The 18,561-nt window shown below is 37.2% G+C and carries 21 protein-coding genes and 2 other annotated features (1 of these 23 only partly in view); of the genes, 14 read left to right on the forward strand and 7 right to left on the reverse strand.

Translation table 11 applies throughout. The features are described 5' to 3' along the window. Positions 1-53: a binding site (T-box leader), on the forward strand (it extends 186 nt beyond the left edge of the window). Positions 54-106: 53 nt separating this feature from the next. The 7 genes from thrS to MKY30_RS24190 all read left to right on the forward strand — a co-directional run bounded on the left by thrS (position 107) and on the right by MKY30_RS24190 (position 5,134). Continuing rightward, on the forward strand, positions 107-2,041 hold the full coding sequence (thrS, locus tag MKY30_RS17180) for a threonine--tRNA ligase (protein WP_339286031.1): 1,935 nt from the start codon (positions 107-109) through the stop codon (positions 2,039-2,041). Between the two features lie 226 nt (positions 2,042-2,267). Beyond that, positions 2,268-2,398: a sequence feature (ribosomal protein L20 leader region), on the forward strand. A gap of 71 nt (positions 2,399-2,469) precedes the next feature. After that, entirely contained in the window at positions 2,470-2,976 is a 507-nt protein-coding gene (gene infC / locus MKY30_RS17185; protein WP_139344830.1) for a translation initiation factor IF-3, read from the forward strand. Between the two features lie 33 nt (positions 2,977-3,009). Further along, on the forward strand, positions 3,010-3,204 hold the full coding sequence (rpmI, locus tag MKY30_RS17190) for a 50S ribosomal protein L35 (RefSeq protein ID WP_077603237.1): 195 nt from the start codon (positions 3,010-3,012) through the stop codon (positions 3,202-3,204). Between the two features lie 38 nt (positions 3,205-3,242). After that, positions 3,243-3,599, forward strand: a complete 357-nt coding sequence (rplT, locus tag MKY30_RS17195) for a 50S ribosomal protein L20 (RefSeq protein WP_077603236.1) — start codon at positions 3,243-3,245, stop codon at positions 3,597-3,599. A gap of 137 nt (positions 3,600-3,736) precedes the next feature. Further along, complete coding sequence (locus tag MKY30_RS17200) at positions 3,737-4,045, forward strand: DUF1294 domain-containing protein (protein ID WP_147207977.1); 309 nt, start codon at positions 3,737-3,739, stop codon at positions 4,043-4,045. A gap of 100 nt (positions 4,046-4,145) precedes the next feature. After that, a complete protein-coding gene (locus tag MKY30_RS17205) occupies positions 4,146-4,751 on the forward strand; it encodes a TVP38/TMEM64 family protein (protein ID WP_147207976.1) in 606 nt (201 codons plus the stop codon). Between the two features lie 92 nt (positions 4,752-4,843). Next, a complete protein-coding gene (locus MKY30_RS24190; protein WP_379545065.1) occupies positions 4,844-5,134 on the forward strand; it encodes a TIGR04104 family putative zinc finger protein in 291 nt (96 codons plus the stop codon). 26 nt (positions 5,135-5,160) lie between these two features. Here MKY30_RS24190 and MKY30_RS17210 read toward each other — a convergent pair whose 3' ends face one another. Next, positions 5,161-5,559 carry a sigma-w pathway protein ysdB gene (locus MKY30_RS17210; RefSeq protein WP_147207974.1) on the reverse strand — a complete coding sequence of 133 codons (399 nt, stop codon included), beginning with the start codon at positions 5,557-5,559 and terminating at the stop codon, positions 5,161-5,163. Positions 5,560-5,776: 217 nt separating this feature from the next. On the opposite strand from MKY30_RS17210, the gene MKY30_RS17215 reads away from it, so the two are divergent. From MKY30_RS17215 to MKY30_RS17235, 5 genes are all read left to right on the forward strand, one after another. After that, a complete protein-coding gene (locus MKY30_RS17215) occupies positions 5,777-6,484 on the forward strand; it encodes an MBL fold metallo-hydrolase (protein WP_147207973.1) in 708 nt (235 codons plus the stop codon). Further along, positions 6,481-7,038 (forward strand): TetR/AcrR family transcriptional regulator, encoded by a 558-nt coding sequence (locus MKY30_RS17220; RefSeq protein WP_147207972.1) that lies wholly within the window; start codon positions 6,481-6,483, stop codon positions 7,036-7,038. The genes MKY30_RS17215 and MKY30_RS17220 overlap by 4 nt, the downstream gene beginning before the upstream one ends. 85 nt (positions 7,039-7,123) lie before the next feature. Further along, positions 7,124-7,615 carry a dUTP diphosphatase gene (locus MKY30_RS17225; protein ID WP_156985426.1) on the forward strand — a complete coding sequence of 164 codons (492 nt, stop codon included), beginning with the start codon at positions 7,124-7,126 and terminating at the stop codon, positions 7,613-7,615. 182 nt (positions 7,616-7,797) lie between these two features. After that, positions 7,798-8,883: a M42 family metallopeptidase gene (locus tag MKY30_RS17230; protein WP_147207970.1), complete on the forward strand. Its 1,086-nt coding sequence runs from the start codon at positions 7,798-7,800 to the stop codon at positions 8,881-8,883. A gap of 144 nt (positions 8,884-9,027) precedes the next feature. Then, positions 9,028-10,011, forward strand: coding sequence for a ring-cleaving dioxygenase (locus MKY30_RS17235; protein ID WP_339286040.1), 984 nt, complete (start codon positions 9,028-9,030; stop codon positions 10,009-10,011). Positions 10,012-10,085: 74 nt separating this feature from the next. Here MKY30_RS17235 and MKY30_RS17240 read toward each other — a convergent pair whose 3' ends face one another. From MKY30_RS17240 to sspI, 6 genes are all read right to left on the reverse strand, one after another. Next, positions 10,086-10,724: a lytic transglycosylase domain-containing protein gene (locus MKY30_RS17240; protein WP_147207968.1), complete on the reverse strand. Its 639-nt coding sequence runs from the start codon at positions 10,722-10,724 to the stop codon at positions 10,086-10,088. Between the two features lie 127 nt (positions 10,725-10,851). After that, on the reverse strand, positions 10,852-11,526 hold the full coding sequence (locus MKY30_RS17245) for an ATP-binding cassette domain-containing protein (protein WP_156985424.1): 675 nt from the start codon (positions 11,524-11,526) through the stop codon (positions 10,852-10,854). Then, positions 11,510-12,655 (reverse strand): ABC transporter permease, encoded by a 1,146-nt coding sequence (locus MKY30_RS17250; protein WP_339286042.1) that lies wholly within the window; start codon positions 12,653-12,655, stop codon positions 11,510-11,512. The genes MKY30_RS17245 and MKY30_RS17250 overlap by 17 nt, the downstream gene beginning before the upstream one ends. Continuing rightward, positions 12,652-13,881 carry an ABC transporter permease gene (locus MKY30_RS17255; RefSeq protein ID WP_339286044.1) on the reverse strand — a complete coding sequence of 410 codons (1,230 nt, stop codon included), beginning with the start codon at positions 13,879-13,881 and terminating at the stop codon, positions 12,652-12,654. The genes MKY30_RS17250 and MKY30_RS17255 overlap by 4 nt, the downstream gene beginning before the upstream one ends. A 36-nt stretch (positions 13,882-13,917) precedes the next feature. Further along, positions 13,918-15,516, reverse strand: a complete 1,599-nt coding sequence (locus MKY30_RS17260) for a DUF6583 family protein (RefSeq protein ID WP_341084921.1) — start codon at positions 15,514-15,516, stop codon at positions 13,918-13,920. 562 nt (positions 15,517-16,078) lie between these two features. Further along, positions 16,079-16,294 carry a small acid-soluble spore protein SspI gene (sspI, locus tag MKY30_RS17265; RefSeq protein ID WP_147207963.1) on the reverse strand — a complete coding sequence of 72 codons (216 nt, stop codon included), beginning with the start codon at positions 16,292-16,294 and terminating at the stop codon, positions 16,079-16,081. Between the two features lie 92 nt (positions 16,295-16,386). On the opposite strand from sspI, the gene MKY30_RS17270 reads away from it, so the two are divergent. Next, positions 16,387-17,133: a TrmH family RNA methyltransferase gene (locus tag MKY30_RS17270; protein WP_339286047.1), complete on the forward strand. Its 747-nt coding sequence runs from the start codon at positions 16,387-16,389 to the stop codon at positions 17,131-17,133. A gap of 390 nt (positions 17,134-17,523) precedes the next feature. Further along, positions 17,524-18,558 carry a phenylalanine--tRNA ligase subunit alpha gene (gene pheS, locus MKY30_RS17275; RefSeq protein ID WP_339286048.1) on the forward strand — a complete coding sequence of 345 codons (1,035 nt, stop codon included), beginning with the start codon at positions 17,524-17,526 and terminating at the stop codon, positions 18,556-18,558. Positions 18,559-18,561 lie beyond the last annotated feature (3 nt).

The raw sequence follows: 18,561 nt of genomic DNA on the forward strand, positions 1-18,561 counted from the left end.
TTTTATCTTCAGGAATTAGGGTGGAACCACGATATTAAACGCTCGTCCCTTTGCATAACGCAAAGGGATGGAGCGTTTTTATATTTGATAAAGGAGTTCGATGAAAATGGCTGATTTAACAATTATTTTTCCAGACGGAGCGGAGAAGCAATTCCCTGTAGGAACTACAGGGGAAGATATAGCAGCTTCGATTTCTCCAGGTTTAAAAAAACAGGCACTTGCTATTAGATTAGATGGAGAGGCTTTGGACTTACGCAGAGAGCTTCCTAAAGGCGGTAAGATTGAAATCGTTACTTATCGTGATCAGGAAGGCCTGGAAATTGCTCGTCACTCTACAGCACATTTACTGGCACAGGCTGTGAAACGATTATATTCCAATGTCCAATTAGGTGTCGGTCCTGTTATTGAAGAAGGCTTCTATTATGACATTGATATGGAGCATTCATTAACACCGGAGGATCTTCCTAAAATAGAAAAAGAAATGAAAAGAATTGTAGATGAAAACTTAGAAATAAAACGTGTGGAAGTATCCCGCGATGAAGCAAAAGCACGGTTTGCAGAAATTGGCGATGAATTAAAATTAGAGCTGCTTGATGCGATCCCTGAAGATGAAACTGTAACAATTTATGAGCAGGGGGAATTCTTTGATTTATGCCGGGGTGTGCATGTTCCTTCAACAAGTAAAATTAAAGCATTTAAATTATTAAGTATTTCTGGTGCATATTGGCGTGGAGACAGTAATAATAAGCAGCTGCAGCGTATTTACGGAACAGAATTTGAAAAAAAATCACAATTAGATGAGTATCTGCGCATTCTGGAAGAGCGTAAAGAACGAGACCATCGTAAGCTTGGTAAAGAGCTGGGCCTCTTTACTGTATCGCAGAAAGTTGGTCAGGGGCTGCCGCTATGGCTTCCAAAAGGGGCGACTATCCGTCGTAATATTGAACGTTATATAGTTGATCTGGAAGAACGATTAGGCTATGACCATGTATACACTCCTGTACTCGGTAATGTGGAGCTCTACAAAACAAGCGGCCACTGGGATCATTACCAGGAGGATATGTTCCCGCCAATGGAAATGGATAATGAAGAGCTTGTGCTGCGTCCAATGAACTGTCCACATCATATGATGGTTTTCAAAAATCAATTATGGAGCTATCGTAACCTGCCAGTACGTATTGCTGAGCTTGGTACCATGCATCGTCATGAAATGAGTGGGGCGCTTGCAGGTCTGCAGCGTGTTCGTGCAATGACTTTGAATGACGCGCATATTTTTGCCCGTCCCGATCAGTTAAAAGAAGAATTTATTCGTGTTGTAGAGCTTGTTCAAAAAGTATATAAAGACTTTGGGATTGAAGACTACTATTTCCGTCTCTCTTATCGTGATCCAGAGGATAAAGAGAAATATGTTGATAATGATGCTATGTGGGACAAAGCGCAGGCGATGCTGAAAGAAACAATGGAGGATATGAAATTAGAATATGTAGAAGCAGAAGGAGAAGCTGCCTTCTATGGTCCGAAGCTGGATGTTCAAGTGAAAACAGCATTAGGAAAAGATGAAACATTATCTACTGTACAATTAGATTTCCACTTACCGGAACGCTTTGATTTAACTTATATTGGCGAGGATGGAAAAGAGCATCGTCCTGTTGTTATTCACCGTGGTGTTGTGTCTACCATGGAGCGTTTTGTTGCATTTCTTATTGAAGAATACAAAGGAGCTTTCCCAACATGGCTCGCTCCGGTACAGGCAAAAATTATCCCTGTATCTCTGCAGGCGCACCTTGATTATTCGAAAGAGATAGAAGAAAAATTACGCCAGAAAGGTATCCGCGTAGAATTAGACAGCCGTGATGAAAAATTAGGGTATAAAATACGTGAAGCGCAGACACAAAAAATTCCATTTGCTCTTGTATTAGGGGATAAGGAAACGGAAGCAAACAGTGTTAACTATCGCCGTTACGGTGAGCAAAATACAGAAACACTCCCGTTTGATCAATTCGTTGACTTTATCAAAGCAGAAATTGATCAGAAGAAATAAGCATTGTTTATGACTAAAAAGGAGGCTATTTTCATGTGTTATGTGAGAATAGCCTTTTTGGTGTCTGACGGCTAACTGCATCAAAGTAATGGCTGTCTATTTTAAAAAATACATTGACACTCTTCAATAATCATGCTATGATTCAATAGTTGTTTAAAACAAAGGATACAAGTCCTTGACAATAAAACGATAAAATGCTATATTATAAAAGTTAATGATATGATCTAAAGACAAGTAGAAGCACCCGCTTCTCACCTGATTGACGCCTGTATAGGCAGTTAACGGGTTCATCACGATTCATGTTTACGAATGAGGAGATGTGTGGGTGCGTATGTGTACCGACACTTTTTTTATGGAATGAAATGATTTGACTTGTCCAGATAGATCAGTAACAAAATTTTCGGAGGTGGCTGGCTATTAGCAAGGATATGAATGTTAACGAAAAAATTCGTGCAAGAGAAGTTCGTCTCATTGATTCAAATGGGGATCAGCTTGGAGTAAAAACTCGTAATGAAGCATTAGAGATTGCCGGGAAACGAAACCTTGATTTAGTATTAGTTGCTCCAAACGCAAAACCGCCGGTATGTCGTATTATGGATTACGGGAAGTATCGTTTTGAGCAGCAGAAGAAAGACAAGGAAGCTCGTAAAAAACAAAAGGTAATCAATGTCAAGGAAGTACGTTTTACACCTGGAATTGGTGACCATGACTTTGAAACGAAGCTTAAAAATGCACGTAAGTTCTTGGAAAAAGGGGATAAAGTAAAAGCTGCGGTTCGTTTCCGTGGTCGTGCAATCACCCACAAAGAACTTGGGAAAGAAGTACTGGACCGTTTTGCTGAAGAAGTGAAAGATCTTGGTACAGTAGAAACAAAACCTAAAATGGAAGGCCGTAATATGTTTATGATGGTCGCTCCAGTAAATGAAAAAAAATAAGCTTTTATCGCAACGAACTAGGAGGAAAAAATTATGCCTAAAATGAAAACTCATAAAGGTTCAGCAAAACGCTTCAAAAAAACTGGATCTGGAAAAGTAAAAAGATCTCACGCATACACTAGCCATATGTTTGCAAACAAATCTCAGAAGCAAAAACGTAAGTTACGTAAAGGAACTCTTGTTTCTTCTGGAGACTACAAACGTATTAAAGCAATGTTACCAAAATAATAAATTCAGATATGTAATTGAATCAGGAGGGATTTCTTATGCCACGAGTTAAAGGTGGAACAGTTACGCGTCGTCGTCGTAAACGCGTCTTAAAATTAGCAAAAGGTTACTACGGTTCGAAAAGAACTTTATTTAAAACAGCAAAACAGCAGGTTATCAAATCAGGTCAATATGCTTATCGTGACCGCAGACAGAAAAAACGTGATTTCCGTAAACTTTGGATTTCCCGTATTAATGCTGCTGCACGTTTGAACGATATTTCTTACAGCAAATTAATGCATGGTTTGAAGCTTGCCGGTATTGATATTAATCGTAAAATGCTTTCTGATTTAGCTATTAATGATGAACAAGCATTTGCTCAATTAGCATCTCAGGCAAAAGAAGCTTTAAAATAATATAAGTAATTAGATCGCATCCAATTGAGGAGCGGTCTTTTTTTATATCTAGAGTTAAAGTGGTTCAGCGTTGCGACAAACTTCCTTATTATTTATGATAAAGGAGTGTTACTTATTTGTTTATCCAGGAGGGAAAAATGGAAAATCTATCATCATTACTTATTTATTTGCTCGTTGCTAATTTAATTGGATTTTATTTCATGTTTAAAGATAAACAGAAGGCAAAGCAGAAGGCATTTCGTATTCCGGAACGTACTTTTTGGCTATTGGCAGTTTTAGGAGGAAGTATTGGTCTTTTTATTGGTATGCAAATATTCCGGCATAAAACAAAGCATAAAAGCTTTACAATCGGGATTCCTATTTTTATTGGGGTTAATGTAATCAGTTTCGTTGGCCTGGTTTTCTTTTCTAAAGAGATTCTTCAATTTCTGTCTAATCTTTTTTAAGAATAGAAACAGGCTGGATTCTTTTATCATAGACTGCTCGTCTTGAAACATATATATAGATATAAATATAATACCAGCTTCCTCAAGAGGAGGGGTAGCCATGGAATACGTTGGGAATTATTTGCTGGTAATTATTGAGATGGGCGGCGTGCTTTCCCCGCTGCTATTTATTATTCTACATCTCATCAGGCCAATGTTATTCTTACCAGTTGTATTTATTTGTATTTCTGGCGGCATCTTATTTGGTCCAGTTGCAGGAAGTGCCTATTCTATTATTGGGATAACAATGGCAAGTTTGTTTTTTTATGTAATGGCAGGTTGGATGCCGAAATCAATCGAAAAGCTAATTATTTTGAAGCAGCGGTTACTTGGTAAAAATAGAGAAATGACTACAGCACAGGTTACTTTATTAAGACTCGTCCCATTTATTCATTTTCACTTACTATCATTATGTTTGATTGAAACGAACAAGACTTTTAAAGGATATGCAAAATCTTCTTTTATATCGAACATTCCTCTGGCAATTGTCTACACAAGTATCGGTGGTTGGATTTCCAAACTTTCTCCAGTATATATCGCTATTTTCATTATTGCCTTACTCCCATCCTTATATTTTTTAAGGAGAAAAGAAATTATTATTCAATGGCAGGAGTTTTTTGCAGCATCTTCTACACGCGTGAAGCATCGGGAATTATCAAAAACATAATACATGTAAAACACCCGGCTCTTGCATAAAAGAGCCGGGTGTTTTACGATAAAAGTATAAAATATAAAACTATGGAGAAGGTGGTGTAAACATTGAAACTTCCCTGCTGCTGGAATTGTCAGCACGAATTTAAACTGCGTGAGCTTTTTTTGCAGTGGAAATCCCGCTGTCCAGTATGTAATAAGAAGCAATTTCTGACAAAAGAAAGCCGTTTTAATACGATGCTTTTCAATCCCGTTATACTGATTATTATATTTGTTATGAATATAATGAGCGTTTCCTGGACAGTTATGATCCCGATAGTTCTTTTTATGCTGCTTATTTGTTTTAGTGTGATGCCTTATTTCTATCGTTTTACGGATAAAGAAGCTCCATTTGTGTAAAGAATAACCAGTCCTGTTGCAGCTGGTTATTCTTTTGTGATTTCCGTTATAATAAGTTCATTAATCGGATGCTTCCAGGTGATAGAAGCATGCGGATAGTGAATTAATATTTCCTGCTCTAAAAAGTATAAATCCTCTCTGGTTAATCCGCGAAGCTCTAATGGATTCTTAACAGTAATATGGATATCAACCACCTCAAAAGCGTCTTCTGTTGTTCCTAAATATTTCTCACCAATAAAAAGACATCCTTTATAAGTTAATTGAAAATTTTTCTGATTATTATTATGCTCATCTAATAAATAGAACCCCTGATTTTCCTGAGAAAGGCGCAGCTTGCGTTCAGGTTTTTTTAAGTATTGAATCCATGTATAAATAAGCAATGCAACTGCTATCACTAATAATATCCGAAAGATAATGATGACCATAATTATCTACTCCTTAGAAACGTCCTGTTACCACTACATACGAATGAAGAAACAAAAAGTTTCAAGAGAATAATATTTTATTATAAAAAATATAGAAAGTTTATATTTTTACGGCAAAACAAATTAATCATGTTAAATTTAGAATTAAAAAGTTTTTGTTGACTAAACTAATCGTGTTAGTTAATATGTTAATTATATTAGTTAGAGGGTGATTTAATTGAAAATAGAGCAACATAATAATTTATATCAGATAACATTTCTGCCGAGTATTTTCCCAATTAATTGTTTTGTCCTTGAGCAGGAGAAGGATTTAATCTGTATTGACATGGGAACCGGGAAATTTGTCAATGAAATAAAACAAATGACAGATCAAACGGGAAAGCAGTTAAGTAAATTAATTTTGACCCACGCACACGGTGATCATGTCAATGGAGTACCTTATTTTAAAAAGGTTTTTCCTGATGTGTCAGTAGGAATATCTAAACGGGACAGATGCTTGTTAAAGAAAGATTTTCGTCTGAAGGCAGATGAGTCCGATAAACCAATAAAGGGAGGATTTCCGAAAAGGGATATACCGATTGATTTTACTTTTGAGGAGGGAGATAAGATTGATACTTTAGAAGTCATTTCAACTCCGGGACATACGCCGGGTTCAGTAACTTTTTTTGAGGCGCAGCACCAGTCACTTATTGCAGGAGATGCATTTCAAACAAGAGGCGGTATAGCTGTTTCTGGAGTATTAAAATGGCTCTTTCCTTTTCCGAAAGCTGCAACATGGGATAAAGAAACAGCTGTGAAGAGCGCAGTGAAATTATTGGAGCTTAATCCGAAATTACTTGCAGTGGGACACGGAGATATGTTAGTTAATCCGGAGGAACAAATGAAAAAAGCAATAAGAAAAGCAGAAGCCGGGGTTGGAAAATGAGAAAAAAAATAACGAAAGAATTAATTACTGACGCAGCACTGGAACTGCTTGATCAGAAGGGAATCGAGGAAGTTACGATAAAAAATATAGCCATGCAGCTAGGCATTAAACCACCATCGTTATATAATCATATAGCAAATTTAGAAGATTTACTAGACATCGCTGCGCAAAGAAGTATGAGAAATTTGTATGATAAACTTGTGGTTACAAGCATTGGACTGGAAAAGAAGGAAGCTCTATGGGCAATTGCACAGGAGTACAAAAATTTTGCAAAGACATGGCCGGGTCAATATCAACTAGTACAAAAAGTGAAGTTATGGAAAAGTGATGAAACAAAAGAGTTATCTGAGCAGATTATCGAAATATTTTCTAAAATACTGCAAAAATATGCCTTGTCAGAGGATGATACCATACATTTTATCCGGACATTAAGAAGTTACCTGCATGGCTTTGCTCTATTAGAAATGGATGATGCTTTCGGGCTTCCTCAAGAGCTGGAAAAAAGCTTTTCAATAGGGTTAAATATAATTTTGACAGATTTGGATTCTGAATAGAACTCAAAGAGATTAATCAATATAAAAAGCATTTCTAAAAAGTCTGTGATAAAATGGAAGAGATGGCAGACAAGGAGGAGATAAATTGGATTGGAATCAGCTATTTGAAATGCAAAAGAAATTGGATACATATATTGAAAACAATCATGATTTGTCCAGCGTAAATTTATTTCATGAAAAGCATCTGGCCCTCCTTGTTGAACTTGGAGAGCTTGCAAACGAAACACGATGCTTTAAATTCTGGAGTACAAAAGCAAGAAATAATCAACAGGATATTTTAGAAGAATATGTAGATGTGTTACATTTCCTGATGTCAATTGGAATTGAGAATGGGTATATTTATCAGGCAGATGGAAAGATTAAGCCGGAAGAAAACATGACAGAATCAGAATGTTTTTACCAAGTATATAGAAAAGCTATTGCTTACCGGGATAACCCGCTGAATGAAAATTATCAGCAATTATTTAGCTGGAGTCTGCAATTAGGAAATCAGCTTGGATTTACTGATTCCGATATTCAAAAAGCATATTGGGAGAAAAATCAAATTAACTATCAGCGCCAGGATCAAGGCTATTAACTCTTTTCTCCATTTAACCGGCAGTAAAACTCCGCTTCAAAGATACGAAGGATATTTGAGTATGATATACAAGGGGCAGTAACTCTCGGTATAAGCCTAATTAATAAAATTATCATCCCACCTGGGAAAATCGTAACCTCCGGCTGGATGAGGTTTCACTATATGAAGGAGAGATTATGAATATGACAAAGCTAGATAACACATTGACAATGCTAAAGGATTTAACAGATGCAAAAGGAATACCAGGGAACGAAAAAGAAGTACGGGAAATGTTTGAGAGTTATATCAGGCCCTATGCAGATGAACTGACAACAGATAATTTAGGCAGCTCAATTGCTAAAAAGACAGGAGACGAGAATGGACCTAATATAATGATTGCGGGACATTTAGATGAAATTGGTCTGATGGTGACACGCATTGATGAAAACGGTTTTCTCTATTTCCAGACAGCTGGAGGCTGGTGGAATCAGGTTATGCTGGCGCAGCGTGTAACGATTATGGGCTCAAAGGGAGATGTGACTGGTGTTATCGGCTCTAAGCCTCCGCATATATTGAGTGCTGAAGCCAGAAAGAAACCTTATGAAATAAAAGATATGTTTATTGATATTGGCGCGACAAGTAAAGAAGAAGCAGAATCATTTGGTGTGAAGCCTGGAGATTCTGTCGTTCCTTATTTTGAATTTACACAATTAAAGAATGAAAAATTACTTATGGCTAAAGCTTGGGATAATCGTATTGGCTTAGCGATTGCAATCGATGTATTGAAAGCTTTAAAAGATGAGGAACATCCTAATACTGTTTATGGTGTAGGAACAATACAAGAGGAGGTTGGCTTGCGTGGAGCAAAAACATCTTCTCATCTGATTCAGCCGGATATCGGATTTGGTGTAGATGTCGGTATTGCGGGAGATACACCGGGCATTGCTAAGCAAGATGCGGACAGCAAGCTTGGTGAAGGCCCTCAGATTGTATTGTATGATGCTTCTATGATTTCTCATAAGGGACTGCGTGATTTAGTTGTTGAGACAGCAGAGGAGAATAATATCCCTTACCAATTTACTTCTATGGCTGGCGGCGGTACAGATTCAGGCTCTATTCATTTGACTGGCAATGGTGTTCCATCTCTATCTGTTACAGTAGCTACCCGCTATATTCATTCACATGCAGGAATTCTACATCGTGATGATTATGAGAATGCTGTGAAATTATTAACAGCTGTGATTAAAAAATTGGATCGCAAAACCTTAGATACTCTTATTAAAGCTTAATAATAATGATTTATGCCGTACATTTTGAGACTGTTAAAATGTACGGTTTTTTATAGAAAAGGGTATTCTTGACAGAAATCAAATACCATGGTAAATTATATTTAATTAAATATTTATTAATTAAATATAAAAGGAGTTTTTTCAATGAATCCAATTCGTGGCATGCACCACGTTACGGCAATAACAAGCAGTGCAGAAAAGAATTATGAATTTTTCACATATGTGCTCGGTATGCGTTTAGTAAAGAAAACAGTTAATCAGGATGACATACAAACCTATCATTTATTCTTTGCAGATGATGAGGGAAATGCCGGGACAGATATGACATTTTTTGACTTCCCGGGTATCCCTAAAGGTTCTCACGGAACAAATGAAATCTATAAAACATCCTTACGTGTACCAAGTGATGCTGCACTTGAATATTGGAAGAAACGCTTTGACCGTCTTGGAATTAAACACACAGAAATTGAACAGCAATTCGACGTGAAAACATTATCCTTCTCCGATTTTGATGATCAAAAGTATCAGCTTGTTTCGGATGAGAATAATAACGGAAGGGTCTCAGGCAAGCCATGGAAAGATGGCCCAATCCCATCAGAATATGGAATTACTGGACTGGGCCCAGTAGTCGTACGTGTTGCTGATTTTAATTTCTTCAAGCAGGTATTAGAAAAAATATTTATGTACAATGAGGTTTCCAGTGAAGCATCACTTCATCTTTTTGAAATAGATAAAGGTGGAAATGGCGCCCGGATCATTGTCGAGCATAATGAAGAATTACCGCCGGCCAGACAGGGCTATGGTACAGTGCATCATGCAGCATTGTGTGTAGATGAACGCGAAGATTTAGAGAAATGGCAGCGGAGAATAGAACAATTTGGTCTTCAAACTTCCGGATTTGTCGAGCGCTTTTATTTCGGCTCGTTATATACTCCGGTAGCACCACAGGTATTATTTGAATTAGCAACAGCCGGTCCTGGATTTATGGAGGATGAGCCATATGAAACGCTTGGAGAAAAATTATCGTTGCCGCCATTTCTTGAGTCACAGCGTGAACAAATTGAAAGTCAGGTAAGAGAAATTGATACCGTTCGGAGCAATAAGGTAATAGAGAAAGAATATGAATAAAAAATTATAAATAAAAAGGATTCGTTGTCAAAAACAGACGAATCCTTTTTTATATCAAGTATGCTGACAGGAACCTAAGCTAATGAACGGTATGTATTCATTACTTTAGATACATAGGCAGTTGTTTCTTTAAATGGCGGGATACCCTGATATTTATCTACATTTCCAGGACCGGCATTATAAGCTGCCAATGCCAATTCCGTATTTCCGTTATATTTTTTCAGCATTTGGCTTAAATACTTTGCTCCGCCCTCAATATTTTGCCGGGGATCATATGAATTTGTAATTCCTAAGCCCGCTGCTGTTTTCGGCATTAACTGCATTAAACCCTGGGCACCGACTGGACTTGTTGCATTAGGGTTGAAATTAGATTCCTGCTTAATTACAGCATGAATTAAACTCTCACTAATATTGTACTTACTTGCCATTTGTTGAATGATATCCTGATAATTTGATCCAATTCCATTAACAGACTGCTTTGCTGAGGTTTGAATTGCTGCTGCCGCTTGAGTCAATGGTGGGGCAAAGCTGGACTGGCTAAGATTAGAGCCAAAATCCTGTGCTGTCCGTTCTTCTGCTTCACGAATTCGTTCTAAGAGCAGCTGTTGAAAGGACTTAGCGCCAAAGCCGCTATTTTCAGTGACTTCACCGGCAGCAGGAGTCATAGATAAAGCCTCAAAAGGGTTAGTCCGTTGATTTGTATTAATTTCCATTTATATTCACCGTCCGTATATGAGCTGAAGAGTAATTTTTTGTCCTGTGTATTTATAAAGTATTTAATCCATTTGTTAAAAATTCCTATTACTCATATTCTATCTGTTTTCAGCCCTTTAGGCAATATTATATAGAGATAATTTTCATGTTTGCTTCACGCAGCAAATTTTCATAAAAGGGGTCGTTTCCAATACACACGACAGCATCGCATATACTTTGAATTTCATCCATATCATGTGAAGTATACATAATCATTTTATTGTCAACCTGAGCTGTTTGCTTAAGATATTCGGCAATTTCTTTTTTGGATCGTAAATCAATCCCGACTGTCGGTTCATCCAGCAATAATAGGCCGGGATTATGGATTAAACTGATTGCCATATTTAATTTTCGCTTCATTCCACCAGATAATGTGTGGACAGGCTCTTTCCATTTTAATAATTCCATATCCTCACAAAGCTGTTTTAATTCAATCTTCGAGCGATTTATCCAGGAAAGCTTTTCAAAAAAAAGCATATTTTCTTCCACGGACATGTCTTCCCATAAAGCGATATCCTGTGGTACGAAACCAACCATTCTGCGCAGCTGTTTACGATTTTTCCCATATATCCATTTTCCTAAGCGGATACTGCCCGAATCTGCCTTTGAAATAGTTGCTAAAATATGCAGCAGGGAGGACTTACCCGCTCCATTTTCTCCAACTAACCCGATAATTTCACCGGAATTTACTTCAAAAGACAGATTTTCAAGTACTTTCTTTTTGCCGAATGATTTCGACACATTATTAATTTCCAGCTGCATTATTGTAACCTCCTTTCACATACCAAGCAATTAAACAAATCGGCCCAATAAATGTCCAGCCGCTCCACCATTGTTCATAAACAATCTGTCTTAATGGATTTAAGGCAGCAACCCATGGATAGCTTTCGTAAACGCCGTCCATCGGTAAAATAATTCCACTGATAACGATGGTTACTAAAATAATTAGAACGGCAGTTATATAATAGGGAAGCAGTTTTTTAAAGGGTAAACCTATTAAAAAGACAAGGATACAAATAGTTAAACGGAAACTAAATATATATACAAGTTGTGTAATATTAAACCCTTCATCATGTAAAACATGGAAAGCTCCCCAAGTGATTATATCTAACAGCAATAGCCCCAAACTATAAAGAAGAAGATTGCATACTAAATATTGCTGAAAAGATAAGCGATTAAATATAAAACGGATACGGACGGTCGCATTTCTTTCTTTTATCAGCCAATCAAATAAAAAGAAGGTGGACAATAGAGCAACGATAGACCAGAGTCCCCAAGGATTTTGAAATAAAGAAAATCCTGTATCTGCATCTGTATCTTCTCCCAGGAGAGTGAAATTAGTGAAAATAAGGTTTTCACTTTCTTCAATAGAATAAATCTCATTAATTATTTCATCATAGCCTGGTATGGAAGAGCTGTTTAATGTTTCTCCTAAATTCATAATGGTGTATGCTGTTTTTGATTTTCCACTATCCTCCTGAACATAGGAAGCAATCATTTCAACAACAGGTGTATACCCCATCGATAAATCTGTCCGGTAACTTGTAATTAACCGGTTCCGTTGTCCAGCATCAATTGCAGCTTTATATCCTTTTTTAATGATAAATGCGCTGTCCAGTTCATGTGTAGCAACCATTTGTCTGGCTTCTGTTTCATTTTCCATCTCAATCACACGAATTAAATCAGATGAATCAAGTTTTTCTTTTAATTGAACTGCCAGATCAGAATCTTCTTCCAGAATAATTCCAACTGGAATGGAGCTTTGATCCTGGATAGCCCCTGTCCCGGAGATAATTATCCAAGTGAAAAGAATAGGGAAGACAGCCCAAAATAAAATGGATAGGAGATGTTTTTTTGCATGCAGCCATCGTGTAGTAATTATATCCATCATATGCTTCTGCGCTCCTTCCAGCTTAATAGTCCCAGTAACAGGAAGATCAGAATCCCGATTAGAAGAAGACTGGAAGTATATTCGGCATAATGTCTTTGGTTCAGGATTATTTCCTGAAGCCAATAAAGACTGTTATAGGCATAAGAATAGGGGAGATAATCCTGAATTCCCATTGGCAGATAAAGTGTCGGTATAACAGCACCGCTAAATAAAATTAACACAGACACAAAAAATATTTGAACGAATAACCGTAATTTCAACGATGAAATAAGCACCTCAAAAACAGCTAGAGAAAGAATGAAACCAGCTTGATAGATTGAAATAAGTGTTATTGTCCGAAATATATTTTCCTGCGTAAGCTCAATATCTAAGAAATAAAGCAAAGAGAAAAATGAGAGACAAGCCAAAATGAGGGACACTATCAGCGTTACAATTATTTTTGCGAGTATCTGTCTGAATTGTGTAGCCCCATATAATCGGATGCGCTGACTGATTAAAGCCGGATTTTCTTTGGTAAAAAAATAATATAGGGAAAATAGCCATAAACTGCTGATAATAAACCATGCTCCCAAACTGAAATAGGAAACAGGGGATGAGCTAGCCTGATTTGATAAAGTCCGTTCTCTGATAACCTGGTCTCTGCCGACTGTATAAAGTAGAAATTCCTGAAATTGTTCAAAAACAAAGTCATTTCTTGCATCATCATCCATATTAAATTGTTTCGCATAATAATTCATTGTCAGAATATTAGCCTGTGAGGAACGAATATGACGCACGACACTTTGCAGAGTCTCATTAATCATGTAGCTTTCCAGCTGCTGCTGTCTGTTCCCGACAATGGGAACCTCCACAGAATATCCCTGATACAGGTCCTGAATAAACCCTTTAGGGAAAGCGATATATGTACTTAAATTATTTAATTCAATCTGTTTCATTGCTTCTTCCTCGGATAATTCTTTGACTTCTAAAAAATCAATAAAACCTGAGGATTGTTCTAATAATTGAACCATCATTTCCGTCTCTGTTGAATTATCTAAATCAACTAAACCTAATTGAATGGCTTCATTTTCATCCTGGGTAAAAAAACTGCCAACAATCATCATCATAAGTCCTGCTAAAGCAAGAGGAAATATGAAAAGAAGAGGAAGTGAATACCACTTCCTCTTGAGTTGCCGTATATGATTTTTTATAAAAAGCCCAGTTTGTTTGAAAAAAATCATGATCATGCACACTCTTTTCTTTCTAATTCAATAATACTTAGATTAGAATCCAAATTGCATTAACCATTGATCAAGCTGATTGGTGAAATCCCCTTGGAAGTATTCTTGCAGTTCTTCAGCGGACATTGCACCAAGATCAACGACATTCGATGTATCGATACCTTCTACAGCATCAATAACAGCACCTTCTGTATTTAAATCCATGGATACATTTTCGACATAACCAGGGAAATCCAATGCAATATTATTATTTGAATTCATTTGGTCACCATCATAGGTAGAATCGCCGGTCCAGCCAAGATTAACTGTTTCATTTTCTACAGTGACTTGCAGCTGACGGTCGAAATCACGAGTGGAACCATCTAACGTTTCATCCCCAGTATAAGCAGCAGCAAATTCAACAGGGGTATAGCCATCGTCAAATGCAAAATTAAGATTTGCATTATCTGTAACAGTATCTCCGGTACCTTGGAAATCACCATTAAACGCAATAGATACTTCTTCGGAGTCATCATTCATCGTTAATGTATGATCAAAATAAATTTGGTCATCATTAAATAATTGTCCACCTGACAAATTAATAGTAACTGGTTCTTCGCCTTCAGGTGCTAGACTAATAGAAAAGTCGCGCTGTACAACTTTGTTATCAGATACCCAAAGTGTAGATTGAAGTCCATCAGGGAATTGGAAGCTGTCAACCTGTTCGATACCCTGGTCAATAGCATTGTCGAATTCTGCCATTACTTCATTAAGCTGCTCTTCAATTACTGCCGGGTCTTCAAGAGGCATATAAGCAGTTTGTTCGAACTGACCTTTTAAAATTTCTTTGAATTCGTCGTCGCCCTTCATTTTTTCCAGTACAGAAGTGATAACTGATTTCAGTTCATCTTCTGAAAGGTTCATCGTGATTTTTTCAGTATTGATAGAATCGCCGTTTACTTCCACATCCTCTTTATCACTCTCAAAGGAATCATCTGGAAGCTCCTCATAAATGAACATGAGATATTCATCTTGAATGTATTTTTCTTCTTCTTCTGTTAATAAAACAGCTTCATTATCAAATACAAGCTCTTCAATACCTAATCGTTCATTGCCTGTAAAAGTATAAGGATCAAATTGAGTTAATACACTTCCAATATCCTCATCAGAAATTTTAAGAACTTCATCCAGGAAAGGAAGCTGGGCGTATACATCAGGACCTTCAACATAGCCGGCTATGCCGCTGAAGTCCATACCGCCAACGTTGACGGATAAATCACTGTATGCCTGTTTGTTCTCCATATCTGTCTCTGAGTTTATTGAGAGCTCAGCATTAGAGAGCATAGCGATTATTTGTGGATCGGCATAATAGGAATTTTCAAGCCCTTCCAAGTTTAATCCAAGATTTACTGTTTGGGAAACAGGGTTCTCTAATGATTGTTCGTACCAGTTTAATTCATCCTCATATCGTGTTTCCACAAAAGTTTGAAGTTGTTCAATAGAATTTTTCTCAGCTTGGAAATATGTTGCTTTTGGTGTAGATGCTGTCAGGAAGAATGCCGCTGCACCTCCGCCAGCCAGGACGATTACAGCAATAATAATAGCAATAATTCCTTTCGATAGACCTTTCTTCTTTGGTTGTTCATTATCATTTTCAGCCAAAGTACATGCTCCTTTCTTAAAACTATATTTGCGCAATTTGCACATTTTAAAATGGACGTAAAAGCTTAGCATATGTAAATTTTGCCAGGCTGCCATTCCTTTTTTTCATACTATAAATTATATTCGCCAGCTGAGAATTAGAATCAAAAATTTATAATATGAAAAACTGCCTCAATTCGTTATAACATTAAAGGAATCGGTAGTCAAACCCTTCTTAGTCTTTATTTCCTACAGCTAAGCTTGATTTGCTGTTCCCTTTTTAAGATAATAATAAACAGCTTGGCAGCAGATTACTGAACAAAATATACTAGCTTTTATCTACAATGAAATACGAAAAAAATAAAAAAAGGTTTCAAAGTTTGCTAATTTTGTCGAATTTTCTGAGGGACAAGAAAACAGAGCATTTTTTGACTGGAGAATTTGCTGTTTTACAAAAATAAAAATACATGCCGGATTCTGTTTGGAAGCAGCATGTATTTTTGTTCTGCAGGAAGGTACTCAAAAGCATATTTTTTTATTTTTCTTTTATAAAATAAAAAGAATATATCTGGATATTAAGAAATTATAAATCGTTTTGAATCCCGGATTCTAAAGAAGATATCATCTCTTTTTTCTCTTCCTCATTGGAATGGTTCCAAATCAGTTCAAAAAGAACTCCAAGACCAGGGAGCATTTTTTCTTCTCCATTATTAATTGCATCGACGATAGTTGCTTCTAATTGTTCTTGATCATTATTCGATATGTTTGCATAAATTGCTTTACGGATATTTAAATCCATCACTATTCACTCCTTATTTGTGATATTAAAAGTAGTTTGACCATTAGTCGTGAATTTATGTATGATGTAATTAGAATTTAAAATGGGATAGGATGAATAAAGTGATTACATCTGTAAAGAATGAGAAAATAAAGACGTTAAAAAAATTACATCAGAGAAAATATCGTAAGCAGACGAATACTTTCCTAATTGAAGGATCACATTTAATAGAAGAAGCATTATCAAGTAATTGGATTACAAAAGAAATTATTATTTCTGAGGAGGTATCTGTGCCGGAGACTGCGGATAATCTTCCTGTTACCCAAGTGACTAAACAAGTATTTAAAGAGCTTTCCTTTACTGCTTCGCCTCAGGGAATTATGGCTGTGGTCGAAATGAAGAAAGATAACGCAGTAAACGGAGAGGTAGTAGTTCTGCTGGATGCTATTCAGGATCCGGGTAATTTAGGAACGATTATACGCACTGCTGATGCTGCAGGGGTTGATGGAATCGTGCTGGGCGAGGGCTGTGTCGATTTGTATAATGATAAAGTAATCCGCGCAACACAAGGATCGATTTTCCATTTGCCAATTCTGCATGCAGAATTGGAAGCAGAGACTGTCCGATTGAAACAATCAGATTACACTGTTTGGGCTACAGCCTTGGAAAAAGCGGAAAACTATAAAAAGCTGCCAGTACCGCAAAAAACAGCAATTATTTTTGGTAATGAAGGTGCAGGAGTAAAGGAATCTTTGTTAGAAAAAGCGGATGAACGCGTGACGATTCCTATCCTTGGCAAGGCAGAATCATTAAACGTCAGCATTGCAGCAGGGGTTTTATTGTATCATTTAAAGAATTAGGCTTGCAACGGAGACATAATTTTTCTATAATAGCTGTAATATAATTAATCTGTTCTCACAGCTTGAGAACAAACAACAAAACGCAATGAAAGAGCAAGTAACTGCCTGTAGAAGTGATTCAGGGAGAAGATGCCTTGACTGGAAGCATCTTTATCATTTCAGGTTGATTACATTTCACTCTGGAGCGGACACTTGGACCATAATCGAATGTAAAGGTGATTCGGATGCCATCCGTTATGAGGCAAGAGTTGGATTGGATACATTTGTTCAGTCAACAAGGGTGGTACCGCGACCATATAGCTTCGTCCCTTTTTTGGAGACGGAGCTTTTTTATGTTTTTAAAAAGTCCATCGAAAACAAGGAAAGCATTAAAAGGAGGTATTTAGCACGATGAAAGAAGAATTACAGGCGATAGAATCAGAAGCCCTCGCAGCTGTTGAAAAAGCGGAAGATAGTCAGGCTTTACAAGAGATGAAAGTAAAATATTTAGGTAAAAAAGGCTCTTTGACCACTGTTCTTCGTGGTATGGGCAAATTATCTAAGGAAGAGCGTCCAGTTATTGGTGAACTTGCTAATAATGTTCGAGCATCTATTACAGAAGCGTTAGATGCAAAAACAGAAAAATTAGAAAGAGCAGCTTTGGATAAACAGCTGGAAACAGAAACCATTGATGTGACACTGCCGGGAAATCCAGTCCATGTTGGGGGCAGACATTTATTAACCAGCATTATGGAAGAAATAGAGGATTTGTTTATCGGAATGGGCTATGAAGTGAAAGAAGGCCCGGAGGTTGAAACAGATTATTATAATTTTGAAAAATTAAATTTACCGAAAAATCACCCGGCTCGTGATATGCAGGACACTTTCTTTATTACAAATGAACTTCTTCTGCGTACACAAACATCACCGGTACAGGCCCGGACAATGGAAGCATATCGGGGAAACCGTCCGATAAAAATGATCTGCCCGGGCAAAGTGTACCGCCGCGATACAGATGACGCAACACACTCTCACCAATTCAGACAAATTGAGGGGTTAGTAGTAGATAAAAATATTACGTTAAGTGATTTAAAAGGTACATTAGATGTATTCGCGAAAAAAATGTTCGGGAAGGATCGTAAAATTCGCTTGCGTCCATCTTTCTTCCCGTTTACTGAACCATCTGTTGAAATGGATGTTTCCTGTAAGGTGTGTAATGGAGAAGGATGCTCTGTTTGTAAACAGACTGGCTGGATTGAAATTTTAGGCGGTGGAATGGTTCACCCGCGTGTATTGGAAATGAGCGGTTATGATTCCACAGTTTACAGCGGATTTGCATTTGGAATGGGACAGGAACGTATTGCGATGCTGAAATATGGTGTAAATGATATTCGTCACTTCTACACCAATGATGTCCGTTTCCTATCACAATATCATCAAGCGTAAGAG

This window comes from Oceanobacillus sp. FSL W8-0428 (assembly GCF_038004405.1).
GTDB lineage: Bacteria > Bacillota > Bacilli > Bacillales > Amphibacillaceae > Oceanobacillus > Oceanobacillus sojae.